The organism is Corynebacterium matruchotii (genome assembly GCF_011612265.2).
GTDB lineage: Bacteria > Actinomycetota > Actinomycetes > Mycobacteriales > Mycobacteriaceae > Corynebacterium > Corynebacterium matruchotii.
The window spans coordinates 1,892,407-1,917,508 of the sequence record NZ_CP050134.2; the positions used below are offsets into that span (position 1 = coordinate 1,892,407).

Annotated in this window: 21 protein-coding genes, 1 tRNA gene and 1 pseudogene; 14 read left to right on the forward strand and 9 right to left on the reverse strand. The window is 57.0% G+C overall.

Annotated features, from left to right (window positions below):
* Positions 1-27: 27 nt before the first annotated feature.
* Together HBA49_RS08475 and HBA49_RS08480 are read right to left on the reverse strand one after the other, a co-directional pair.
* The gene (locus tag HBA49_RS08475) at positions 28-849 is read right to left on the reverse strand and encodes a DNA-formamidopyrimidine glycosylase family protein (RefSeq protein WP_005526944.1); all 822 of its coding nucleotides are present in this window, start codon (positions 847-849) and stop codon (positions 28-30) included.
* A 15-nt stretch (positions 850-864) separates the two neighbouring features.
* Positions 865-6,141, reverse strand: coding sequence for an Lhr family helicase (locus HBA49_RS08480; protein WP_005527322.1), 5,277 nt, complete (start codon positions 6,139-6,141; stop codon positions 865-867).
* Between the two features lie 35 nt (positions 6,142-6,176).
* Between HBA49_RS08480 and HBA49_RS08485 the strand changes: the two genes are divergently transcribed.
* From HBA49_RS08485 to HBA49_RS08500, 4 genes are all read left to right on the forward strand, one after another.
* A complete protein-coding gene (locus HBA49_RS08485; RefSeq protein WP_005523784.1) occupies positions 6,177-6,935 on the forward strand; it encodes a 3'(2'),5'-bisphosphate nucleotidase CysQ in 759 nt (252 codons plus the stop codon).
* 195 nt (positions 6,936-7,130) lie between these two features.
* On the forward strand, positions 7,131-7,949 hold the full coding sequence (locus HBA49_RS08490; RefSeq protein WP_005527071.1) for a thymidylate synthase: 819 nt from the start codon (positions 7,131-7,133) through the stop codon (positions 7,947-7,949).
* Positions 7,950-7,951: 2 nt separating this feature from the next.
* Complete coding sequence (locus HBA49_RS08495) at positions 7,952-8,434, forward strand: dihydrofolate reductase (protein ID WP_005527264.1); 483 nt, start codon at positions 7,952-7,954, stop codon at positions 8,432-8,434.
* Between the two features lie 17 nt (positions 8,435-8,451).
* On the forward strand, positions 8,452-8,736 hold the full coding sequence (locus tag HBA49_RS08500) for a mycoredoxin (protein ID WP_005527005.1): 285 nt from the start codon (positions 8,452-8,454) through the stop codon (positions 8,734-8,736).
* A gap of 1 nt (position 8,737) precedes the next feature.
* On the opposite strand, the gene cobF is transcribed toward HBA49_RS08500, so the two are convergent.
* Together cobF and HBA49_RS08510 are read right to left on the reverse strand one after the other, a co-directional pair.
* The gene (gene cobF / locus HBA49_RS08505) at positions 8,738-9,472 is read right to left on the reverse strand and encodes a precorrin-6A synthase (deacetylating) (RefSeq protein WP_034996264.1); all 735 of its coding nucleotides are present in this window, start codon (positions 9,470-9,472) and stop codon (positions 8,738-8,740) included.
* 281 nt (positions 9,473-9,753) lie between these two features.
* Positions 9,754-9,826, reverse strand: a tRNA-Arg gene (locus tag HBA49_RS08510).
* Positions 9,827-10,113: 287 nt separating this feature from the next.
* Here HBA49_RS08510 and HBA49_RS08515 point away from each other — a divergent pair.
* The 7 genes and pseudogenes from HBA49_RS08515 to HBA49_RS08540 all read left to right on the forward strand — a co-directional run bounded on the left by HBA49_RS08515 (position 10,114) and on the right by HBA49_RS08540 (position 16,205).
* Complete coding sequence (locus tag HBA49_RS08515; protein ID WP_005523792.1) at positions 10,114-10,392, forward strand: cg0963 family protein; 279 nt, start codon at positions 10,114-10,116, stop codon at positions 10,390-10,392.
* 223 nt (positions 10,393-10,615) lie between these two features.
* On the forward strand, positions 10,616-11,806 hold the full coding sequence (locus HBA49_RS08520; protein WP_005527114.1) for a phage holin family protein: 1,191 nt from the start codon (positions 10,616-10,618) through the stop codon (positions 11,804-11,806).
* Between the two features lie 172 nt (positions 11,807-11,978).
* Entirely contained in the window at positions 11,979-12,113 is a 135-nt protein-coding gene (locus HBA49_RS13175) for a hypothetical protein (RefSeq protein WP_005527490.1), read from the forward strand.
* Complete coding sequence (locus HBA49_RS08525) at positions 12,107-12,769, forward strand: excalibur calcium-binding domain-containing protein (protein WP_005527541.1); 663 nt, start codon at positions 12,107-12,109, stop codon at positions 12,767-12,769. Before HBA49_RS13175 ends, HBA49_RS08525 begins: the two co-directional genes overlap by 7 nt.
* Positions 12,770-13,274: 505 nt before the next feature.
* Complete coding sequence (locus HBA49_RS08530) at positions 13,275-13,769, forward strand: hypothetical protein (RefSeq protein WP_040432290.1); 495 nt, start codon at positions 13,275-13,277, stop codon at positions 13,767-13,769.
* 54 nt (positions 13,770-13,823) lie between these two features.
* Positions 13,824-15,064: pseudogene (locus tag HBA49_RS08535) on the forward strand (cation:proton antiporter).
* A 124-nt stretch (positions 15,065-15,188) separates the two neighbouring features.
* Positions 15,189-16,205 carry a DUF1906 domain-containing protein gene (locus tag HBA49_RS08540; RefSeq protein WP_005527346.1) on the forward strand — a complete coding sequence of 339 codons (1,017 nt, stop codon included), beginning with the start codon at positions 15,189-15,191 and terminating at the stop codon, positions 16,203-16,205.
* Positions 16,206-16,220: 15 nt separating this feature from the next.
* Here HBA49_RS08540 and HBA49_RS08545 read toward each other — a convergent pair whose 3' ends face one another.
* Positions 16,221-17,177 carry a hypothetical protein gene (locus HBA49_RS08545; RefSeq protein WP_005527170.1) on the reverse strand — a complete coding sequence of 319 codons (957 nt, stop codon included), beginning with the start codon at positions 17,175-17,177 and terminating at the stop codon, positions 16,221-16,223.
* Positions 17,178-17,261: 84 nt separating this feature from the next.
* Between HBA49_RS08545 and HBA49_RS08550 the strand changes: the two genes are divergently transcribed.
* Positions 17,262-18,086: a hypothetical protein gene (locus HBA49_RS08550; protein WP_040432293.1), complete on the forward strand. Its 825-nt coding sequence runs from the start codon at positions 17,262-17,264 to the stop codon at positions 18,084-18,086.
* Here the strand turns inward: HBA49_RS08550 and HBA49_RS08555 are convergent.
* Entirely contained in the window at positions 18,028-18,843 is an 816-nt protein-coding gene (locus HBA49_RS08555) for an enoyl-CoA hydratase (RefSeq protein WP_005527431.1), read from the reverse strand. The two genes, HBA49_RS08550 and HBA49_RS08555, sit on opposite strands and share 59 nt — an antisense overlap.
* 28 nt (positions 18,844-18,871) lie before the next feature.
* Complete coding sequence (locus HBA49_RS08560; RefSeq protein ID WP_005527318.1) at positions 18,872-19,759, reverse strand: aldo/keto reductase; 888 nt, start codon at positions 19,757-19,759, stop codon at positions 18,872-18,874.
* Positions 19,760-19,848: 89 nt separating this feature from the next.
* On the opposite strand from HBA49_RS08560, the gene HBA49_RS08565 reads away from it, so the two are divergent.
* Positions 19,849-21,372 (forward strand): carboxyl transferase domain-containing protein, encoded by a 1,524-nt coding sequence (locus HBA49_RS08565; protein ID WP_005527314.1) that lies wholly within the window; start codon positions 19,849-19,851, stop codon positions 21,370-21,372.
* 61 nt (positions 21,373-21,433) lie between these two features.
* Here the strand turns inward: HBA49_RS08565 and HBA49_RS08570 are convergent, their stop codons facing one another.
* Together HBA49_RS08570 and HBA49_RS08575 are read right to left on the reverse strand one after the other, a co-directional pair.
* Entirely contained in the window at positions 21,434-21,790 is a 357-nt protein-coding gene (locus tag HBA49_RS08570) for an FKBP-type peptidyl-prolyl cis-trans isomerase (protein WP_005523811.1), read from the reverse strand.
* Between the two features lie 225 nt (positions 21,791-22,015).
* Positions 22,016-23,308, reverse strand: a complete 1,293-nt coding sequence (locus HBA49_RS08575; protein WP_005523812.1) for a citrate synthase — start codon at positions 23,306-23,308, stop codon at positions 22,016-22,018.
* 618 nt (positions 23,309-23,926) lie between these two features.
* On the opposite strand from HBA49_RS08575, the gene serC reads away from it, so the two are divergent.
* Positions 23,927-25,063 carry a phosphoserine transaminase gene (gene serC, locus HBA49_RS08580; RefSeq protein WP_005527156.1) on the forward strand — a complete coding sequence of 379 codons (1,137 nt, stop codon included), beginning with the start codon at positions 23,927-23,929 and terminating at the stop codon, positions 25,061-25,063.
* Positions 25,064-25,102: the final 39 nt, after the last annotated feature.

The following is a 25,102-nucleotide window of genomic DNA, read 5'->3' on the forward strand; positions in this document are numbered from 1 at the left end:
CCCGGGGTTGCGTCAGCCGCAGATGGTCTAGATAACGGGTGGTTGGCAGCGCGGACACCACCAGATCATACGTTCTAGTTCCCCCTCATCCCCACCCGCGGCACCCCCTAACGTGCCGGTAGCGATAACCGTGCCGCACCTGCGACATGGTTGCCCATCCCGACCGAACACGTAGGTGGATTCCCCTACCCGGCGCACCCCGGTGGTGACGCGAAGCGGGGAAAGCCGATTGCCCCAGATGAGCCGCCGCGCAATGGCTAAAACCTGGTGCATGTCGCATAATTTCACGGGGGTTTGGGGGTGGATACCAGCGATGAAACAGATTTCGGCCCGGTATTCGTTGCCGATGCCGGCAAGATTGGTTTGGTCGAGAAGCGCGGTCCCCACGGGCCGATCCGGTCGCAGCATTATTCGACGCCACGCCTCAGGTTCGCCCATGTGTTCCCAATCCAGGGCAAGCACGTCCGGCCCCAGGTGACCAACGTGTTCCAGGTAGGTTTTGGCCGAGAATATTTTCACGAATCCAAGCGAATGACCCACCAGTTCGATGGGTTGGTGCGGCGGGTCGGCGACCCGGAGGATCAGGCGGGCGGTGTGGGCGGGTTTCCGCCAGCGGTCGCCAACACGGTGGATCGCCCAGGTTCCCTCCATTTTCAGATGCGTGTGGATTATAGCATCGTCTAGCTGCATAAAGAGGTGTTTACCGTAGGGCCATACTCGCCTGATAGTGGTGCCTGCAAGATTCACGGTTGCGTGCCGTGGCACGCGAATGTCGGCAGCAAGCACCGTCCGACCCACCAGGAATTGGAGCCGGCGGGACAGCTGGTAAATGGAATCACCTTCGGGCATGAAACCCCTTACCTCCTACCGCCACCGACGCCGGCCAGTCGACCCGCGGCCCGACGCCCCCGACAGCCCGTCGCCTAGTTGTTCGATTGCTTCGGTGACGCTGCGGCCTCGGTTCTGCGGCCCGGGAACCGGCGGTGCACCGATGCGTAACCCGCTTGGGGTGAGTCGAGCCCCGGCGGTCCGGAAGGCCTCAAGGTGAGGGCTCTCGTGCACCGGCTTGCCATTAAGCTTTTCAATGGTTATCCGCGTGGTGAGATTCTTCCCCACCGCCCCGGACAGGGCCTGCACAACTAGGCGAATAATGGTTTCCTCGGAGATTTCGGCCCGAGGCGGTAGAAACCAGGTGAGGGTTTTCCCGCCCCGGGTGAGGTGGGCCACCGGAAGGCCGTCGGCGAGCACCACAAGGGCGCCGGCCGCCCGACTGGGCGACTTGCCGTCCCCCGGCCACGGCAGGGCGGCACCATACGGGTTAGCGGGATCGCAGGCGGCGATCACACAAACGTTCGGTTCTAATGTGCCGGAGGGCCAGCCGGTCACGTCGTCAGTGTCGGCGAAACCACGAAGCCGGTCAATGACGGCGGCGGTGGCAAATTGGGCCGCGCCCAGGTCGGTAATGAAGTGCCCCCTGAGGGCCTTGCCGGATTCTTCGAAACTGCTCAATACCTTGTAGGCCAGGGCGAAACCGCCAAGAACGTTTTCCGCCTGGATCGCACCCCGGGTCACCACACCATAGCGGTCGAGCCACGCCTCCCCCAGGGCAACGGAGCGGGATGTGGGGTCAGCCGTGGGGATCGGACTCAACCCCCACCTGCCGGTCATATCGGGTGGGGTTTGATGGATGACGCCAACATACCCGCCCATTCGCCCCATCCGTCCCTGCCTGCCTGGGCGTCCCGGCCTGCCGGCTCGAAGCCGGGAACGGGCCGGGGTCCGACTGGTCCGGTGAGCGGTTTTTCCCTGAGCCAGGCGGGCGGCAAGCGGGGCAAAACTATCGGGGCTCACCAGGCCGCAATCAAAAAGCTCCCAGAGGGCGGCGCGGGTTGCTGCCGGGTCGCCCACCTGGTCCACCAAGCTGTCGAAGAGGAAACCACCGCCCGGGCTGCCGGACATCATGTCGTATATGCTGCGGGCCGCGGGGCTCAGCGTGGGCGGCTCCACTTCCACGGGGACGAGATCGGCGGCGTATTCGGCGGGCAGAAGCAGTACCCATGGGTCATTGGTTCCGGCAAGTCCGGCGCCCACAATGCGAATGTCACCATCGTGACAAAGCTGCTGCAAATCTGCTGGGTTATAGTCGCGCACCCGGCTCGGCAGGATGAGGGTTTCCCAAGCGCTGGCGGGCAATCGCACGCCTGCCAATTGCTCACACACCGCATAAATTTCGTCCCCAACATCCAGGCTATCGTGGCGCGGCTGACCCGTGGTTTTTATTGGAGAAATGCCATGCCAGTCGATGAGGAACCTGGCATAGGCGCTGTGGCTCACCGGCTGGGTTTGGGCGCGGGCGGCGGCCAACGAGCGAGAGCGAATAAGTTTCAGCACATCGGCGGCAACATACTCTGGTTCATCAACCCCATGCCGGTAGTGGCCGACGATGATCAGGCCGGTGTCAACGAGCCCGGACAGCAGGTTGTGGGCCACACTTGGGGCCAGACCGAAAGCTGCTACCATGTCCGCCAATAGGAATGGTCCCCGGGTGCGACACCAGCGGCTCGCTAGCTGTTCTAGGGCATCCGGCACCAGGGCGGTGGGTGCGGCAACACCAGGTGGAACGGGAATCCCAAGACCATCGCGGAGAAGCGGCGCATCCGAAACCTGGGCAAGATGTTCCACGCCGGCAATGCGGACACGCATGACTCGCTGACGATCGAGGTCGTCGATGCGGAAAGCGTCGACAAGCATGTGCTGCGGCAGGTCGACAATGGGAATCGGGCCCAGGATGCGGAGGGCGTCGATGAGCTCCTCACCGGTGCGAGCCCGGCGGTCGGGGGCTATGCGACGCAGGCGGGCATCGACGTCGGCGATGATATCGGGATCAAGCAGATCCCGGAGCTCAACCGAACCCAAAAGTTTCGCCAATAGTTTCGGGTCGAGGGCAAGAGCGGCGGCACGTTTTTCCGCCAATGGCGAGTCGGTTTCGTATATGAAAGCACCGGTGTAGGTGAAGAGCATGGCGACCGCGAAGGGTGAAGGTTGCATGGTTTCCACCTCCGCAATTCGGACACGCATGCCCTTTATGTCCTCGCAAAGTTGCACCAATGCCGGCAGATCATACACGTCTTGCAGACACTCGCGGACCGCCTCAAGAATGATGGGAAAGTTGGGATATTTCCGTGCCACATCCAAAAGTTGGGCGGCGCGCTGACGTTGCTGCCACAGTGGGGCACGCTTACCGGGGTTATGGCGCGGCAACAATAATCCCCGAGCGGCACATTCACGGAATCGGGCGGCAAATAGCGCCGAATTCCCCACCTGCTCCGCCACGATATCGGCAATATCATCAGGGTCAATCTGGAAAAGACCGGCACCCGGCACCACATCCGACTCAGGCAGCCGAAGCACGATGCCATCGTCACCGCTCACGGGTTGCGCATCAATCCCCATATCCGAACTGATTTTCGCACCCACGGCGAGCGCCCAAGCGGCATTCACTCCCCGCCCATAGGGGGAATGCAGCACTACACGCCAATCCCCCACTTCATCACGAAAACGCTCTACAAGTAAGGTTTTCTCATCCGGCATAATGCCCGTCACATCCCGCTGTTCCGAAATGAAACGCCGAATATTATCGGAAGCCCACTCATCCAATCCATCGAATATGTGTTCAGATTCCGCGTTGGGTTTTTCGGCAACATCCTGTGCCGAATCCACTGCTAGGGACTGCGCCACAGCGCGGCGAAACTCCCCCACCGCCCTGCCGAGTTCCGCCGGTCGACCCACCTGATCCCCCAACCAAAACGGCAGCCGGCCAGACGAACCTGGCGCAGGCGTCACAAGCACTTGGTCTCGGGTGATTTCCTCGATGCGCCAGCTCGATGCCCCGAGGGTAAAGACGTCTCCTACCCGGGATTCGTACACCATTTCCTCATCAAGTTCGCCCACCCGGCGCGCCCCTTCGCCGCCGCCCAAGAGAAAGACCCCGAACATGCCGCGGTCGGCAATGGTGCCGCCGCTTGTGACCGCGATGCGCTGGGCACCGGGCCTGGCCGAGAGGGTTCCGGTGATGCGATCGTAGATGATGCGGGGGCGGAGTTCGGCAAAGTCGGTGGAGGGATAACTGCCGCTAGCCAGGTTTATTACGGCATCAAAAACTTCCCGATCAAGATTGTGGTAGGGGTAGGCTCTGGTGACTGTTTCGAACCATTGTTCTACATCCCAGTCGGCGACGGAGACGGCGGCAATGGTGTGTTGGAGTAGCACGTCAAGCGCGTTGGTGGGGATGCGGATTTCCTCGATGAGCCCGGCCCGCATGCGTTGGACGGTGACCGCGGTGTTCACGAGGTCGGCTCGGTGCTTGGGGTAGAAAATTCCGGTGGATGCGACGCCGACGATGTGTCCGGCCCGACCAACGCGCTGGAGGCCGCTGGCAACGGATGGCGGGGATTCGATTTGGACGACAAGGTCGATGGCCCCCATGTCGATTCCTAGTTCGAGGGAGCTGGTGGCGACAACGGCTTTGATTAGGCCTTCTTTGAGGAGGGTTTCGGTGCGGGCTCGTTCTTCTTGGGCGACAGAACCGTGGTGGGCGCGGGCGATATCGCGGGGTGCGGTAACGATTTCGTCCGAGGGCTTCATCATGTCTGCCGGTGGCCGGCCGCGGCGTGCAGCTGGCGGTATCGGCGGCGCCTGCCGTGCCGACCGGGCATCGGCCCCGTCGGTATCATCGCCTCCCTGGACCCCGACCCCGGCTGCACGGGCACGATCATGGGCACAGGCGTGGGCATGAAGTTCGTTGAGCTTGGCGGTGAGTTTTTCGGCGATCCTGCGGGAGTTGACGAACACCAGCGTGGATTGGTGGGCCATGATAGTGGCGTAGAGGTGTTGTTCGATGTGCGGCCAGATAGAGGTGGTGGTATCCGAAGCCACGGGAACATCCAGGATCGCGGCACCCAAAGCCGAGGTCGCACCCGAGGCCACGGGGGGATCCGATATCATGCCGGCGTCTGGCCCCACGACCGCATTCGATGTTTCCGAACCACCCAACATTTCCGAACCACCCAACGCCTCCGAATCGTCGGCTCCATCATCAGCAACGAGTGGGCTGGCTAATCCCAGCGGGTCGTCAATGGTGTAGTCACCAATGGTGGAACCCAGTTCGGGGGCAGGAAGGTCACTCATGTCGGGAACGGGGACGACCACGGAAAGGTCCCAGGTTTTGGTTGCTGGTGGGTCGATGATCGTGACGGGGTGACGGCCGCCCAGGAACCGGGCAATGGTTTCATGGGGTCGGACGGTGGCGGAAAGCCCAATGCGCTGGAGGGGTTTTTCGACTAAATGTTCGAGCCGTTCCAGGGTGAGGGCGAGGTGAACTCCGCGTTTCGTGCCAGCAATGGCGTGGATTTCGTCGACAATGATGGTGGTGACGGTGCTGAGGATAGTGGCCGCCTTGGAAGTGAGCATGAGGTAGGCGGATTCCGGGGTGGTGATGAGAATGTCGGGTGGGTTGCGAATGTGGGCGGCTCGTTCCGCAGCAGTGGTGTCGCCGCTGCGGACGGCCACGGTGATATCGGGGTGGTGGATCCCGAGCCTGGCGGCGGTGTGGTTGATGCCGGTGAGAGGTGCGCGAAGGTTGAGTTCCACATCGGTGCCTAGGGCTTTGAGCGGGGAAATGTAGAGGATTTTCACGCCTGCGGGAGCGTCAGTCTGTGTGTTGGTCTGTGTGTCGATTTGCGAGTGAGTCGCCCCACTGCTCGGCGCGTGGGCGGGCACGCCAGCCGTCTCAATCATGTCGGATGTGGTGGGATACGGGCGGGGTTTTTCGGTGGTATTGCCGTCACTTTCGGCTGTGAGGGTTTCTTGCAGTGAAGTTTTTGTAGTGGGATTGACCACAGGTAGGTGGGTTTGGCCGGGTGCGGTGGCGAGGGTATTGAGTGCCCATAAAAAGGCGGCAAGGGTTTTCCCAGATCCGGTGGGAGCCACGACTAATGCGTTTTCACCTGCGGAAATGGCAGACCAGGCGGCGGTCTGCACGGGGGTTGGGTGGGCGAATACATCCCGAAACCAGGTGGCAATGTGGGGAGAGAATTTGTCTAAAATGTGGTCTTCTGGTTCTGGGATGGGGTTGGTGGGCATGCTTCCATTCAATCAAACAACTAAACTTTATTAGTATGACTGCTCATTTAGATGATGCCACTTTGACTCACCATCTTGCCCAGAGTACCGCCGATCTATTAAAGGGGATACGTAACGTGGGTGCGTTACGGGATCGGGCTTTGGGTGATGCTGGTGATGATTTAGCCCAGAACTGGATTGCGCGAGTGCTTGAGCAACATCGCCCCGATGATGGGTTCTTGTCGGAAGAAGCCGCGGATAATCCAGAACGGTTGGGGAAAGACCGGGTGTGGATTATTGACCCCCTCGATGGCACCAGAGAATATGCTACAGGCCGGCAGGACTGGGCCATTCACATTGCGTTAGTGGAGAATGGTGTGCCGACCCATGCGGCTGTGGGATTACCGGATTTGGGGGTGGTATTTTTGTCGTCGGATGCCCGCGCGGTGTCGGGCCCGTATGCGAAACGGATTGTGGTGTCGCATAATCGGGCGCCGGCGGTGGCACATCATGTGGCGGAGAAGCTGGGCTTTGTAACTTCCCCGCTGGGGTCGGCTGGCGCTAAGGCCATGCATGTGTTGATCGGCGATTATGACGCCTATATCCATGCAGGGGGCCAATATGAGTGGGATTCGGCGGCACCGGTGGGCGTGTGCAAGGCCGCTGGGCTGCATTGCTCCCGGCTGGATGGCAGCGAATTGCTGTACAACAATAAGGACACGTATATGCCGGACATTTTGATTTGTCGCCCCGAGTTGGCGGACGACATTTTAGAGATGGCGGCGACGTTCCGACAGGAAAACGGTTCTTACTAGTTTTCAATATGAGTCCTTGAGGTGGGGTTCGTGTTTGTGCTCCACCTACGAGGCCACCTCATTTCCCCGCCTTAACCTGTTCGGGCTGGACCGCACATGGGTGTTGCACGCATGCATGCGCGGGTTTCCTGAAGGTTTGGTGGGGTTTTGTGTGTGGTCATTATATATGTCCGGTTTAGCGTTACACTGTGAACCATGCCTGATAACAACACTGTAACGATTGCCACTCCGTATGAGGATTTGCTGCGGAAGATTCTGGCCGAAGGTACGCATAAAAATGATCGCACGGGTACGGGAACAACGAGTTTGTTTGCCCAACAGTTGCGGTTTGATTTGGCGGAATCGTTTCCGTTGATCACGACAAAGCAGGTGCATTTTCATTCGGTTGTGGGGGAATTGTTGTGGTTTTTGTCGGGGTCGTCAAATGTGGCGTGGTTGCAGGAAAATGGGATTCGGATTTGGAACGAGTGGGCGGATGACCAGGGTGAGTTAGGGCCGGTGTATGGGGTGCAGTGGCGGAGTTGGCCGACACCTGATGGGGGGTATGTGGACCAGATTTCCGCGTCGTTAGCAATGCTGCGGGCAGATCCTGATTCGCGGCGGAATATAGTGTCGGCGTGGAATGTGGGCGAGTTACCGAAGATGGCGTTGCCGCCGTGCCATTTATTATTCCAGCTGTATGTGGCCGATAATAGGCTGTCGTGCCAGGTGTATCAGCGGAGCGCGGACATGTTTTTAGGCGTGCCGTTTAACATTGCGTCGTATTCGCTTTTGACCCATATGTTGGCACAGCAAGCTGGGCTTCGTGTGGGCGAGCTTATTTGGACTGGGGGTGATTGCCATATTTACGATAATCACCGTGAGCAGGTGGCGTTGCAGTTAACGCGGGATCCTCGACCGTATCCCCAGTTGGAGTTGCGGAAGGCCGCGGATTTGTTTAGCTACACGTTTTCCGATGTGGCGGTGCGTGGTTATAATCCGCACCCGAGGATTCCGGCCCGGGTTTCGGTGTAATGATGTTGCGGGCGATTTGGGCGCAGAATCTTATGGGGCTTATTGGTGATGGTAAGTCTATGCCGTGGCATGTGCCGGAGGATTTGCAGCATTTTAAGAAGCTCACCTTGGGGTCGCCGATTATCATGGGGCGACGCACATGGGAGTCGTTGCCGGTGCGGCCGTTGCCGGGCCGGAAGAATTTGGTGTTGTCTCGTCGCACGCCGGGTAAGTGGTCGAATGGGGCGAGCGTGATCGCTAGTGTGCCGGAGTCCGGCTGGGTGATTGGGGGCGGGGTGGTATATGCGGCCACGATCGACAAGGTGCAGGAGATTCATCGCACGCTTATCGACGCTCCGACGAACCTCTTCGAATTGGGAGATCGGGCGGTGTTCGCGCCAACCATTCCACCAGATTTCCAGTTAGTGCAGCATAGTAAGTGGTTGAAGTCATCGTCTGGGCTGCGCTATAAGTTCGAGACCTGGACGAAAAATATATCCCGGTAACCGGGAATCTTTATCCCATGGTTTTTGTTATACCTGACATGACTAATGATCTTGTTACCTTATACGTGACGTCGTGGTGCCCATTCTGCCAGCGACTCATAAGCGCGCTTGACGACGCTGCCGTGCCGTATGCTGCCATTGATGTTGACCATGATGCCGAGGCCGCCCGGTGGGTGGAATCCGTCAATAATGGCAATCGGGTGGTGCCCACAGTGTTGTATTCGGATGGGACGCATGCTACCAATCCGCCGGCGAAGGTGGTGGCACGGAAATACGCCCGCCTGGCAGCCACCAAGGCGTGAGCTAGTTCAATTCGCGCAGGAGGTAAATGTCCATGATCCAACCGTGTTCTTTCCGAAGCCGGGTTTTCAGTGCGGCAACTTCAGCACCAATATCATGGGCATAGCCACTGCGGAGTACTTCCTTATCGGTGCCAAGGTAGGCACCCCACCACATGTAGGTGTAGGGGGTGTAGGCGGTAAGCCAGGCGGCGCCGCCATCGAGCATGACCACGCAATTGCGGTGGCGGGCCCCGTCCATGAGCTGGCGGCCGGTGGTGATGACGATTTCTTCTCCAATACGGTTTAAGACAATGCGGTGGGCAGCGGTAAGCGCTTGGACCGCGGTAATGCCGGGGATAACAACAACATCTACGGGCGTCGTAAAGCGTTCAATGACTCGGAGCGTCGAATCATACAGCGATGGGTCCCCCCAGACGAGTATGGCCGCGGTGCCGTCCTCAGGGGTGTTTTCTACGACGGCACGCTCGACGACTTCCGCACGGGCCTGATGCCAGCGTTGCACTTCAGCCTGGTAGTCGACGGGTTTCCGGTCGCGTGGTGGATCGAGGACGGTCACCAACGGCACGTCGGGGCTATGCGTGGCGAGTATTTCTTTGCGTAACTCTAATAAATCGTGTTTTTCCTCACCTTTATCTATGGCTATAACCACGTCTGCTTGTTGTAATGTAGCTACCCCCTCAACGGTGAGGTGTTGTGGATTTCCGGAACCGATACCGATGATAGCGATGCGCCGCATGATGCCCCTTTCAAATAGTTCTTTGATGCCAGTGTAAACCATCTATCAGGGATTTTAGCCGAACCCAGCCAACAAATTTTTAGAACAAGCGTGCTAGTTTTAATATTTCAACCGGATTATTAATAATTGATATCCAAAGTGGTCACGTCGATTTTTCCGCTAGTCATTCCGGCCATGGAAATCGCACATGTCATCCCCTAACTCGAACATCAATGACAGTGCATAGAAATAAAATCAAGCCCCACTATCGCAGGTTCTACCTGGTAGCAGGGCTACAGCGGTGCCCCAGAGAGGATTCGAACCTCCGACACCGGCTTTAGGAGAGCCGTGCTCTATCCACTGAGCTACTGGGGCAAACAAATGTCAACACACTTGCGAACGTTAGCGTACCGGACAATCTGCGTAGAACAAATTAACCACCATCCACCTTACGTGGGAACACACGAACGAATACCCCATAACTAGCTGTGAATTAGTACCCTAAAGCAGTAATTTACCCCCCAAACAGGGAGGATGGAATCAGAAGTACTACTACTGTTCACTACCCCCGATCCGGGTTAATCGACGCAAGTGCATCAAGCGATGGCATCATCTTGGTTAAAGTTTTTAAATAGTTGTCCATCGCCTATGTAGGGGTAATTATGTCTGAATTAAAACCAACGTTCACCGATGTTAAGCAGCGCAAGGTCGTGGCAAAGTTTGTAGAAGAGGTCGGGTTCGAGTACCTCAGCATTGAAACAATTAATGCCGACGGGGAATCCACCTCCCAGATTCTGGAACTCAACGTTTATGACGCCAAGCGCCTCAGTGAGGCATGTGAGGCATTCCTCAAGCGCAGTATTGCCCGGAACTTTGCCCAGTTCTCCGGTCATTTAACTCCCCATGATCGTGTCGAGCTCGCCAATGAGGAAGACAAATAACGCCTGCTAGTCTGCTACTTCATTGCCCACCCCGTTCGGTGGGCGGTTTTTTATTGTCTCGCCTGTCGACGACCTCCCGGTGGGACCGCGCGGCACCCCCTATATTAGGCGCCACGCTTTAGAATGGTTGCGGGATAGTTCGAACCAAGTTTTACAATAAAGACTCATAATTTCTTACGTTCTTCACGAGCTTTATTCGCCTAACATCAAGGATACGATTATCATGCCCCGGCCCAATCCGTTTTCCCGTAAACCTAACGACGACCAGTCGCCCGAGACTATGATGTTCCCTACGGACGACACCCAAATGATGGATGAGCCCGTGCCAGCAAATGCTGACGATGCAGATTCGACGATTATCATGCCTCGGGTCGATGATCCGCCATATCATCCGCAACAAATGCCCACTCGACGGCCACAACAGCAACAACCGCAGCAGCAGCCGCAAGAAACACAGCAGCTACGCCGCCCCGAGCCGCCAGCCCGCCAATCGGAGGCCCACCCGCAGCAGCAAATGCCGCCCACACCGCAAAGTGCCCCTACCCAATATATTCCGGCCCAGGGCGAGGAATATGATGATGGGTACGATGACGGCTACGACGATTATGATAACGGCTATCAAAATAGTGGTTACGCCGACGACGGCTACCAGGATGATTACGATGACCGTGACCGTTATAGCCGTGGCAATCGGGGCCGGCGAGGTGGGCGCGATAACCGCGACTACGACGATGGTTATGACGACAGCTACGACGATGAATACTATGGCGGCTACCAGGAGCCGCCAGCGCCTCGGCCATGGCAGCGGATATTGGCACTCGTCGCCATTTTTGTCGGTGTGGCGGGACTTTTTGGCCAGTTCATCACCGGTTTTTCGTTTGGCCTCACCCTTATTGCGCTGGCCTTGCTGAGTGTGGGTATTTGGTGGTTTGTGTCGAAGCCTGGTGCCCGCAGGTGGCTGGTGGCTGGCCCCGCCGCGGTGTTAGCGATTCTTCTGGGCGCCATTTTGTATTTCGCCAGCGAGTCATCGTCCACCTCGTCAACGACCACAAGTACCACCCCGGCGACGCCCACACCAGCACCCGACATGGGTGCGAATAATACGCCAGCGGCACCGGATGCGAATACGCAGAATCAACAGCAGCAGGCCCCAGCACCCGCACCTGCCCCGGTGGAGGTGCCGAACGTGCCGCAGACAACGGTAGCGCCACCAGCAGCTCCCACGCAAAATAATGATTTACTTCAGGGCCTCAATGATTTATTGCAGCAAGGTGGCGGTGGGCAACCAACAAATAATGCACCACAGCAGCAAACCCCGGAGCAACAGCAGACCCCTGGTAATGGCCAACAGCAACAGCAGGCCCCCATGATTATGCCTTCGCTTCCTGGGGCGGAGAATAACCCACTTCGGTAGGAGTTTCTGGCAGGCCAAGGCCGATTATCACAGTGCACACCATTGTGCTTTCTTAAGAATCAGTCTTATACTCAGCTTTGAGATTTCCCATGATTTCTATGAGGTTGTTTTCAGCTTCATGGGAAATCCGCTCATCACTGATTTCCGTTCACGCATAAGGATGCATTGGCTCATGCCCCGGTTCTCCCCTCAGGGTGCCCTGCACTTCGACAGGCACCGACAACTAGTTATAGCCCCCATTGACCCTGTGACACCGCTCATGTCCACCCCACAGTTCGGCATCATGATGGAGGCATCATCGTGGTAGCCACCACCAACACAGTGTCTCAAATCATAAAAACCATCCTGGCGATTATCGGTATCGTCTTTGGCGGCCTCCTCATCCTCGGTGGGCTCATCGACCGTGCCGCCTGGCCCTTCCTTGTGGGGTCAGCATTCCTTGGGCCAGCCGTGTGGTGGTTCGTGACAGAGCCGGGACAACGCCGGTGGAAGGCCGTTATCCCATCGGCCCTACTGTCGTTTTTCGTTGGAGCTGGCATGGCCCCGAGCACTAAACAGGAGCAGCCGGCGGCCGCGGTCATGGCCACACCTAGCAGCTCAAGCGCCCCAACCACGACAAAGAAAACCACCACCTCTCGGCCCACCACGACGAGTCGAACCACCACCGCCACAACAACATCGGCGTCGCCCACGACCAGCACCGTCGTATCCCAGGAGCAAGTTGTGTCCGACAATCACACAGACCACTATGTGCGAGACCCCGAACCGGCACCCGTGATCGTGCCGGAACCGGAGTACCCACCCGCACCTGCGCCGGAGCCGGAAACCGCCCCAGCGCAAAATGTTTATTACCCGAACTGTAAGGCGGCAAAGGCCGCAGGTGCGGCACCACTCTATCAAGGCGAACCAGGTTACCGACCTGGATTGGATCGTGACCAAGACGGCGTCGCCTGCGAACGATAAGTTCTACTGATAGAAAATCACCCATCCCCTGGCTGTAATTTTGCTACATCCAGGGGATTTTTCTGTTACTGGTGTGACTAGATGTTACTAATGGGGTCAGTTGGGCTGATGTTTCATGTACTTTCCCTGGGTTTTATCCAAAAATTTAGATAAAATTTAGAAAAGAAAATATCCCCCATTCATTTCTCATAATTTTAAGTATTTAATGCAATGGCCAACGAGTGCCGTAGGTAAAATCGTCGTAAAGCAGCGAAAATAACCAAAGAAGCTCGCTGATAAATATTAAAATATTTTAATAATGCTACCGTGATAGACATTTAGATTATTTTTCCGGTTCCCGCCGAGAATCGACATTTTCCCAAAAAGGTCTAAACTCAAGGTTCAGGGTTTCGGTCACTCGGTCCATTTCTCGCGCTGAGCGACCTCTTATGAACCTTTTTTAATAGTAAATTCTAATTACTTTGACGTTGCCCCGTCGTTGGATTGAGTAGAAAGGAGCCGCGCCATGATACTGCCACTCTCACGGTTCACTATGACGGTTGCAGTGAGTGTCGCATTAGTTGTGATGCTCCCGTATTTCGCCTGGTTAACGTATACGTTGCAGTTGGTGGAGCCGGATATATCTGGGGCGGTCATGTCCGCGGCACGAAGGTCGACGGCCGAATCCTCCCCCACCACAAGTAGGATGGTTACTCCGCTAGCAGATGGTTCGCTGGCGGAGATTTCTTACGATGACCCGAACGCGCAGCGACTTGCGGATGCCACAGCATCGCAGGGTGGGGTACCGATCTGCGAGTGTTTACCCGACTGGGGTTCAGGTGCCACACTCATGTGCGATGGCACACTGCTCTACACCGCCCATTGCGTCGATTCGGTGTCGAACCCGGGCGATGACGCCACTCCTGCGCTTTCCAACCCCGATCACCCGGAACTTATGGCTCCCCAAATAGAGCAACGGGTAGAGCAGCGTGGGGAAGGGTCATCAGAGCCCCAACAATGATTGAATTTATCGGGTTTTCCTCGGTAGCTACACTATAGTGCCATGGTTACCACAATGATGCCCGAGTCACATGTTGTTTTAGCTGCGGGCAATGTCGAATCGAATCCCCTGGTGTCGTTTGCCTGGATCATGGCTGCCGCAGTGATGGCACCGCTGATTTCCTGGGCGACGGGAAAACGCGTACCGGCTGTGGTACTACTCATTGGGGCGGGCATTCTTATAGGCCCGCACTGGCTGGGGTTGGCGTCCACCGAAGGTGGCGTGGGGCTATTAAAACAGTTGGGGTTGGGGATGCTCTTTCTCTTGGCCGGCTATGAGATTAACCCTGCCATGATCCGCAGCAGAGAGGGCCGCACGAGCGCAACCACCTGGTTGGTGTGCATGGGGCTGAGTTTCGCCGGGGCGTGTGCGCTTCTGCACCCCCATAACACGTCAACGGCGGTGGTGCTGGCCATCGCATTTACGTCCACGGCCGTGGGCACGCTCATGCCCATCATGAAGCAGCAGCAGGTGCTGCACACTCCGGTGGGGCGATCGTTGTTGGTGCATGGTGCGATTGGCGAGATCTTCCCCATTTTTGCAATGGCGTTATTATTGTCGGCACGCAGCACGTGGGTAACGGCGATTGTTTTGGCTGCGTTCTTTGTGATTGCCCTCGTGGTGGCAGCCATTCCACGGACGGTACGGTTTCTCTTGCCGTGGACCGCGCGGGCCATGGTTCTCAATGCCGGGGCGACGAACCAAACGGTGATGCGGTTGGTGCTGTGGATGCTGGGTGTGCTCATGGCTGTCGCAGCGGTGTTCGAATTGGATGTGGTGTTGGGTGCGTTTGCGGCTGGGTTTATTTTGCGTCGTCTCGTCCCGGAGAAATTCGGCGAGGCCGTAGAGCAGCGGCTCGACATTGTTGGGTATTCGTTGCTGATTCCGGTGTTTTTTGTGTGTTCGGGAATGACGATCGACCCCCGGCTGTGGTTGATAAACCCTGGTTGTTGTGCATTTTAGTGCCGTTGATTTATGTGGTTCGGGGGCTACCGGTGCTCATTCGGGAGTTGTTCTTTACCACTGGGTCCCAATTAACAAATGTGCGGGAGAAGATCCAGCTGAGCCTCTATGCGGCAACGGCGCTTCCGATCATTGCGGCGGTCACCGAAGTGGCGGTGGAATCGCAATTATTGTCGGAGGAGAATGCGTCACTGCTGGTAGCTGCCGGTTCGGTAACGGTACTCATCTTCCCGTTTATAGCGAATATGATTCAACCAGCGGAAACTCCTGCGACTTCGCTGAGGACTTCCTAAGATTCGAAACTAATGTTATTGTTGTTGACTAGTGTTACATAAGTGAAGATTTAATAGCTTTGTAAGCTTTGCGACGACGTTCCGCACCATCACCCGTCGCAATGCAACACAAGTAGGGAGACCCATGTCCATATTTTCCGCCCTGTCGCGCCGCCGATTTCTTCAAACCGCCGCACTGACCATCGCCAGCAGCTTTGCCTTCGCCGCCGCCGGCATCACCGCGCCGCAAGCATTCGCTCTCGGACCCGTCCTGGGAACCGTCATCGACTACGCTGCCGGCGTACCAGACGGCAGCACCATCAAAGAAGCCGGCCACCTCGGCTCTGTCCGATACGTATCCCAACGCCGCCCCGGCGCGGAATGGATGCTCGGCAAGCCCGTCACCATAGAGGAAACCAAAGACCAGGCCGCCAACGGCCTCAAGGTCGCCTCCATATACCAGTTCGGCAAGGACGAAACCGCCGACTGGAAACAAGGTGCCGCGGGTGCCGCAGTGCACGCCCCCCAGGCCATCCAGCTGCATACTGCCGCCGGTGGTCCCAAGGGCCGGCCCATCTATGTGGCTATCGACGACAATCCGTCCCGGGAAGAATACGATAATCAGATCCGCCCTTATCTCAAGGCCTTCGATGAGATCCTCAAGAGTCAGGGCTACACCATGGGCGTGTATGCCAACTACGGCACTATTGATTGGGCAATCCAGGATGGCCTTGGCTCCTATTTCTGGCAGCATGATTGGGGTTCTAACGGGCAGATTCACCCGCGGGTTACGTTGCACCAGGTGGCTGGCGAAACCGAGAACCTCGATGGTATTGAGGTTGATGTCAATGATGTGTATGCGGAAGACTGGGGCCAGTGGACACCCGGCCAGGCGGATACCCCCACCCCCAGTGGGCAGACCACTGCCAATAGTGGCAATGTGAAACTGCCTTCGGGTGCGAGCGGGAATGCGAAAAATAATCAGTCAAGTGCTACCCTTCCGCAAACGTTGGCCGGCAAAAATCTGGATGCTAAAACCATCCGGCAGCTGGGTAATTCGGTGAATAGTATTTCCAGCAAGCTACCGGTTGGGCAGCAAATCGTTCTGCCTTCGGAAGAGCAGATCAATATGATTTTGCAGATCGCCAAGTCGTCGAGTTAACCGGTAGCCCACCGACTAGTAATCGGTGGGCTCTTTCGTCGCCGTGGTTGTGGCTGTTTTGGTCACGGCCGCGGTTTTTGTGTTGGCGGTTCCAGAAGCCGCGCGGCTCGTTAAGGTGGCGGATGTTGAAGTTGCGGACGTGGTTTCCGACGCCGATGGTTTTTCGGTTTCGGTCGGGTATGGTTTACCCTCGCCTAAAACCTGGTATTTCATCATGTCGGTGAGCGTGGTTTTCGACGTATTCACCGCACCCACGGCCACGAAATCAGACCCGTAACCGGCCGAAAAGTATTCCTTGTTTTCGTCGCTTTCGGCGGTCTGGCTGCCGATGATGTTCGGCAATACGCCGCTGCCGTAGTTTTGTTGCGGGTTGAGGCTTTGTCGTTCCCGCATGACGGCCAACAGCGTGGCGTCGGGTTCCCGGTCAAGTAGTTGACCAAGGAAATACGCCACATCATACGAACTGGTTTGCGAATACGCCCAGTAGTTATTGGCGGTTGTGGCGTCTAACTGGTATTTGTCTGCCACCCACGAGATGGAATTGGGGAACACCGAATAGAGTTCGTCGGTGATGGCATTATCATCATGAAGCAGCATGCGCCGGGCTTGTTCCCGTTCTTTTTCCCCGCCCTTCGTGAACGCGTAGTGCCCAATAAATAGTCGAACTATGCCTTGGGCGCGGCGGGAATTGCGTTCATTGGTGGAGCCTACGTGTTTGCCCGTCCGCAAATTCACGTAGGTGTATTGGTACGGCAGGTGATCGAAGGTGCGTTTCGCCTGTTTTTTGTATTCAAAGCCCTGAAGCGACAGGCCGGGTGTGCGGTCGACGTCGGCAAGCTCTTCAGGGGATTTCAGCACCACGTTCGTGATGTCGGTGGTGATCGATCTGCCGCAGCCCGTGACCAGTAGTGCGCTACACACCACCGCGGTGGTGACGGCTCGGGAATAACTACTCGCAGATCTACTGGGCATGCGCTAAATTCTAGCGCCCCACCGTGAAAAAAGCGTGGTTATGTTTGAGTTATCTTTCTCTTCGGCATCATTTATTATGCAAGCATGAAGATAATCCCGGCCTCCCGCTCACTTGTCATGGTATATTGGCTGGTCCTTTCAGGTTACGCCTATGGTTTAGGGCTGGGGTTGCGATTAGTCACACCATATTTGGATGCGCTTATTTTTATGCTCCTGGTGGTTGGGTCCATCATTATGGTGCCGATCCTCATGCTGCTTGGTGTGGTTCTTTACGTGTTTCCTAGTGCTTCGCCTACCATATGGCGGGATATTCGGGTTCCCTTCGGGTATTTTTGGTTTGGTGTTGTCATGCAGGTGTGGTTTCTGCCGGACGCTAATTTTTATGAGGACTACACCCACCCAATGGTTGCCCTCTTGAGCGCGATTTTTAGGGTCAGCCCAACGGTGTGCCATTATGTGCTGGCCATGGTATTCTTCGGCCTTTGCGCCGCGAGTTACGGCAGGATACTCATTGTTGGTCGACAGGTCCCACGTGTCAATACCCCGGTGGTCCCGGATTATCGGGTTGGTCCTACCTGGTGGTGGGTGGGATTGTCGATAATCATTCCCATTGCCACTGTCTGCATATCCCCAATGCATCAGCTGTCGAGGGTGGTGTTTTGGGAGGTGGGAATCCTCGTGCCTTTGGGCCTGGGGTTCCTCCTGTTTCCCGCCCATGAACCAATGCTTTCCCGCATCAAGATGCCGCTTGCGTGTTTTTGGGCGGTGATTGTTGCGGCTAACCTTGCGTGGCCACAGCCGTGGGGCGTCGCCGGATGTGCGGTCATGGCTGTGGCTTGCTGGGTTTGGGTCATCTGCCGTGGAAGATGGGGGCGCGCCGCTCGGCGCGGGCCTGTTTCGCTTCCTTGATGTCGGTGCTGGACCAGCAGGCGTCGAAAAGCGCCTGGGCGTCAGCGCTGAGCTGGTAGGTTGCGTCCTGCGCATTGAGCGCCGTCTTGAGCTGTTGCATGGCCAGCGGCGCCAAGCGGGACACCTCGTAGGCGAATTCCTCAGCCTGGGTGGGATTTTTCACCGGGATGATAAACCCCACGGCGGCGGCCTGGCTGGCGGTCACCCGCTGGTTAGCGATCAGCATATTCCTGGCGAGCGCCCCGCCCAACAGGTTTTGGGCTCGATGAATGGTCCACCCATCGAGCGCGAAGCCCAGCGAGGCAACCGGCACTCTAAACCATGCTTTATCGCCGGCAACCCGCAGGTCGCAGGCCAAGGCCAGTTGGGTTCCCGCACCAATCACCGGGCCGTGAATATCCGCAATAACCGGGACCGGGGCGGACACAATGGCCCGCAGCATGCTAAATAGCGCCTCGTGGAAATCGTCACTATACACGCCGGCGGAAATCGTGCCTCCGATCGTGTGTTCGGATGCGGCACCCAGGTCGGCGCCGGCACAAAACGCCGGACCCTGAGCCCGGATCACAATGATCCGGGTGGTGGGCATACCATTGAGTTCGTTGGCGGTATCAGTCACCGCCTGGATTTCCTGGGTGAGCAGCCGGCACATTTCGGCGGTCAATGCGTTACGTTTCGCCGGACGGTTCAGGGTGAGAACAGTGATGTTGTGTTCGGTTGTGCTCAATACCAAGGGTTCGGGGAGGGTCATAGTCATAGAAAATCGGTTTTCCTTATGCGACTAGTTATTTCTGTGTGGTTGGGGTCCCGCCCACATCGTCGCCGGGGAACACGTCAGGGTCGGCGTAGCGGCGGCCACTACCTGGCCCATCGTCGAGCTGCAAGATGCGGGACATTTCGGATTCGGATAGCTCAAAGTTGAAGATCTCAATGTTTTCCTCCTGGCGGGTGGCGGTCGCCGACTTCGGCACCGAGGAGGCGCCCAGCTGGTAGATCCACCGCAACGCCACCTGCGCCGGGGTGACCCCGTACTTGTCGGCGATATCGACCAACAGGCCGGTGTGGTTCACGTCCCCCTGCGCCAACGGGGACCAGGCTTCCGTGAGCACCCCCAGTTGGGCGTGGGTTTCTCGCAGTTCAGCCTGGGAAAACCCTGGGTGCAGTTCCACCTGGTTGATGGTGGGCACAATGCCGGTTTTTTCCTGCACTTCCCGCAACTGGTCACCGTTGTAGTTCGCCACGGCAATGGACCGCACATCGCCCAAACCTTGAAGCGTGCTCAATGCCGCAAACCGTTCCACATAGCGGCCGGTACTGGGGCATGGCCAGTGCACCATGTAGCAGTCCAGATAGTCTAATCCTAGGTTGGTGAGTGACGCTCGGAAAGCTGCCTGCACCTCGTGGTCACTTTGCTGGTCATTCCATACTTTTGAGGTGATAAAGAGTTCTTCGCGGGTGACGTCCCCGGCGCTGATGGCGTCGTGAATGGCCCGGCCGATATCGGCTTCATTCTGATAGAACGCGGCGGTATCAATATGCCGGTAACCAGTGTCAATGGCGCTGCGGACCGCGGTAATAACCTCATCGCCCTGCATTTGCCAGGTGCCCAGGCCCACTGCCGGCACCTCTACACCATCATTGAGGGTAAACGTTGGAACATATTTTTCAGACATACCCTACTTTCTACCCCTTTTTGTGGTGGAAAGTCGGGATTATCGCCAAAATATCCCACCGGGGGTAACGTCCCCATTAGGGTTTAACCATGACCCATATCACTGCGCAACAACTTATCGACGAAGTCCTCGACCCTCACACCTTCCAGTCCTGGGATGAAACCCCACACTATGGCACCATCAGCGACGACTACCAGGCGGCCATCGACCGGGCTAAAACCAAATCCGGTGTCGACGAAGCCGTTATCACCGGCGAAGGCATGATCTCTGGCACCAGAGTCGCCTTTGTCCTCAGCGAATTCACCTTCTTGGGCGGCTCCATTGGGGCGGCCACCGCCCGGCGCATCATCACCGCAATCCACCGGGCCACCGCCGAACAACTACCACTGCTCATCTCCCCATCCTCCGGCGGCACCCGCATGCAGGAAGGCACCCCCGCATTCGCCCTCATGGTATCCATCACCACCGCCGTCTACCGGCACAAAGACGCCCACCTGCCCTTCATCGTATACCTGCGCAACCCCACCACCGGCGGGGTCATGGCATCCTGGGGATCCGCCGGGCACATCACCTTCGCCGAACCCGGTGCCCTCCTCGGTTTCCTGGGGCCGCGCGTCGTCGAACTCACCACCGGTAAAACCATCCCCACCGGCATCCAACAAGGCGAGCACCTGGCGCAACACGGCGTTATCGACGGTGTTATTTCCCCCAAACAACTACGGGCGGCCGTCCAAAAACTCGCCGAGGTGCTTCTCGCCCCCGCCAGCCGCAATAGGCCCGCAACACAATCCACATCGCAACAACTGCAACAGACTCAACCCGCCATCAGCGCCTGGGACGCCATCACTGCCACCCGCCGCGCCGACCGCCCCGGACTGCAGCACCTCCTCGTGGCACTGGGATCCGACAATGTTATCGAACTCTCCGGCTCCGGTGACGGGCGGATCTCCCCCGCGGTCAAGGTAGCACTCACCCGCATCGCCAACCGGCCGGTGGTCATCATCGGCCAAGACCGTCACCACCAACCCCCACACGCCGAAACGGAACTTGGGCCCGCAGCCCTACGATTCGCCCGCCGCGGCATCACCCTGGCGCACTCTCTCCAAATCCCCCTGGTGTCCATTATCGACACCCCCGGCGCGGAACTATCCGCTGCTGCCGAGGAACAAGCCATGGCCGGCTCCATCGCCCGCACCCTCGGCGAGCTTGTCGACGTCGATGTGCCCACCGTGTCAGTCATCCTCGGCCAAGGCTGCGGCGGTGGTGCCCTGGCGATGCTGCCCGCGGACAAAGTATTGGCGGCCGCCCACGGTTGGCTCTCCCCACTGCCCCCGGAGGGAGCATCCGCTATCATTTACCGGGACACCGCCCATGCCCCAGCAATGATGGAAAACCAGGGGGTGTCCGCGCAGGCACTTGTATCGTCTGGAATCATCGACGGCATCATCCCGGAAACCCCCGACGCCAGCGACGAACCCACAACGTTCATTAACCGGGTTATCGACCACATTGGCCAAACGCTGTGGGAATTAGAAACCCACCCCACCCGGGTCGGCCGGGAACAGCGTTTCCGGCACTACGAACAACTCGCCGACTCCCTCACCACGGCCTAAAACCCGCAACGGCCCCGACCCGGAAACCGGGCGGGGCGCGTCGACAAGCTTCAACCTGCGGTTATACTGCCAGCAAGTCAATAACGAACACCAGTGTGCGGCCGGAAAGCGGATGCCCACCACCTTCCGGACCATAGGCGGCCTCCGGTGGTATGACCAGCTGGCGGCGGCCCCCCACTCTCATACCAACAATGCCTTCCTGCCACCCGGCTATGAGATTAGACAGGGGAAACTCGATAGGCTCACCACGATCCCAGGAAGAGTCAAACTCCTGCCCGGAATCGAAATCAACACCAACGTAGTGCACTTTAACCATACCGTTAGCCTGGGCTTCGTCACCATCGCCAACAGTGATATCCGTAATCACAACATCGTCCGGCTTAGGGCCGGTTGGCCGTTCAATTACTGGCTTCTCCATGCGGGGTGAAACTCCTTTGGAATCATCGTGATGTGTAGATGTGACGTAACCGATACAGCGAACGGCTACGAAAGTCCCACACTATTGTAATGGGTTATTGCATAACCGACCTGATTATGCAGCTCACAGCTCACACAACCACCTAGATCATGCACCCATTACGGGGTATAACCGCGGGAATAGATCATCACCATTCACACCACGAATGCCCCGCACAGCCGATTATCAGTCGCGCTCGGAACGGGGAATGACCACACGGTGAGTTTCACCAGTGTAAATCTGCCGCGGCCGATTAATCTTCGTCGTGGTCGCCAACTGCTCCCGATATTGGGCAATCCACCCGGGCAGCCGCCCAATAGCAAACAGCACCGTAAAGAAATCCGTGGGGAAACCCATGGCCCGGTAGATCAAACCGGTGTAGAAATCCACATTTGGGTACAGCTTCCGGGAGATGAAGTACTCATCATGAAGCGCAATCTCCTCCAGCTTCATGGCCAAATCCAGCAAGTGGTCGCCACCCAAATGGTTCAGGATCTGGTGAGCAGTCTCCTTCACGATTGCGGCCCGTGGATCATAATTCTTGTACACACGGTGGCCGAAGCCCATGAGCCGCACACCCTTTTCCTTATTCTTCACCCGGTTCATGAAGTCGGTGGCATCACCACCGTTTGCGGCAATTTTCTCCAGCATCTCCAACACCGCCTGGTTCGCCCCACCATGCAGCGGGCCCGACAACGCATTAATACCACCAGCAACGGCCACGAACATATTCGCCTGAGCGGAAGCAATCATGCGCACCGTCGACGTGGAACAGTTCTGCTCATGGTCGGCGTGCAAAATAAGCAACTTGTCCAGGGCTTTCGACACCACCGGATCCACCTCGTAAGGCTCGGTAGGATAGCCGAACATCATGCGCAGGAAATTCTTCCGAGCATTGAGCGAGTTATCGGGATACATGTACGGTGCACCCTTCGACGCCCGGTAAGCATAGGCGGCGAGCATCGGTACCTTCGCTAAAAGCCGCACCGACGCCTTATCCAATTGCGCCTCATCCAACGGGTCCAGCTGATCCTGGTAATAGGTAGAAAGAATATTCACCGACGACGCCAACACCGACATGGGGTGGGCATTTCGTGGAAAAATCTTAAACTGCGCCTTGAAATCCTCATCCAACAATGTGTGATGACGAATTTCACTATTAAAATGCTCCAACTCCTGCTGATTCGGCAGCTTCCCCTTAATCAGCAGATAGCACACTTCATTGAACGTGGCATTCTGTGCCAAATCCGCAATATCGTAACCACGGTGCCGAAGAATGCCCTGCTCACCATCAATATAAGTGATCTTCGACTCCGTAGAACCGGTGGAAACATAGCCCGGGTCGAAAGAAACAAGATTGGTTTCGGCCAACATGTTTCCCAACACCACACCACTATAGCCCTCGGTGGACCTAATGATGTCCATCTCATACTCGCCGCCAGGATAATGCAGCACGGCCTTCTCGTTATTGGCAGTCATAGCTTCCCTTTCTAAGAAACAATTTTCGGTTGTCTTCTCCCCGCGTCACACCGACATGCTTGACGACGAATCATTCCGCGGGAAATAACCGGATGGCGCCATACCGCCCCACCGATTATGAAATTATGCAATACCTCAGCCATCATCACTATCATTTTTCGGCGAAAACCCACGAAGCAACGGGCACAACAATATCCGGCAAAAATCATGGCAGTTTCCGGCCGGATACCAGGCCTAAGTCACAGGAAATTCTACAACAAAGAACGATTTTCATCTGCAATGGTGCCTAGCATGAGATTACCCATTTTTAGCCCAGCGTGGGGAGCCACATAATGTATCAAAAGTTGTGACCCTTGCGACAAATACTATTTCCGCAGGACATTGGTGCAGCTCACCATTTTTTCCACCACCCCCACTACCCCCGTCTTCGTAAAGGCCAGACATTCACCAGTACGAAAAATCTCTACCCACCACTTACACAGCGAAGATTACCGGTAGAATTTGAGCCAGCGTATCCATAGCCACAACCCGGTCTGCGACCATACGCAGTTATAAGTTAAGCAAACCGGACGTAACTATCACGCGACAAAATTTCCGCTCTGCCCAGAAAGCACACATATGACCGACCAGTTCCCCACCCTCCCCACCGGACTCCTCCCAGCCGACCCCCGATTCGGATGCGGCCCATCCAAAGTTCGACCAGGTCAAATCGACGCCATCGTCGCTGGCAGCCACACCATCATCGGCACCTCCCACCGGCAGCCAGCCGTGAAAAATGTGGTGGGTAGCATTCGCGCCGGGTTGGCGGAGTTATTTGCATTGCCGGCTGGGTACGAGATCGTTTGTTCGCTTGGTGGGGCCACAGCCTTTTGGGACGCTGCCACGTTCGGACTCATCACCAAGAAGTCGGGGCACTTGGCGTTCGGCGAGTTTTCGGCAAAATTTGCCGCAGCATCAACAAAAGCCCCCTGGTTGGCTGAGCCCACGGTGATATCGGCAGAACCAGGGGACGCCCCCAGCCCGCAGGCCATGCCTGGCTGCGATGTGATTGCGTGGGCGCATAATGAGACATCCACGGGGGCCATGGTGCCGGTAACCCGGCCGGCGGACTCGGAGGGGTCGCTGGTGGTTATTGATGCAACGTCGGGTGCGGGTGGGCTGCCAGTCGATATGTCACAGGCCGACGTATATTACTTCTCGCCGCAGAAGTGTTTCGCTTCGGATGGTGGGCTATGGTTTGCCGCTATGAGCCCAGCCGCGTTAGAACGTATTGCCGAGATCAATGCGAGCGATCGATTCATCCCGGAATTCCTCAACTTGCAAACGGCTGTGGATAATTCCCGCAAGAATCAAACGTATAACACGCCAGCGGTCGCCACCTTATTGATGTTAGAAGACCAGGTGAAGTGGATGAATGATAATGGTGGTCTGGCCGGGATGGTGGCACGGTCTACCGCAAATTCGGACACTCTTTACCATTGGGCGGATCAACGCGAAGAGGTGTCATGCTTTGTGAGTGACCCGAATAAGCGTTCGCTGGTTGTTGGTACCATTGATTTTGTCGACTCCATTGATGCGGCGCTCTTGGCAAAAATCCTACGCACCAATGGCATTCTCGATGTGGAACCATATCGGAAACTTGGCCGAAACCAATTGCGGATTGGCATGTTCCCAGCAATCGACCAATCGGATATCGCCTTGTTGACGCAGGCAATTGATTGGGTGCTGGATCATGGTTACGCATCGGCAAGCTAACGAAATTTCTCCCTGGAATTATGCCCACCATGCAACTAA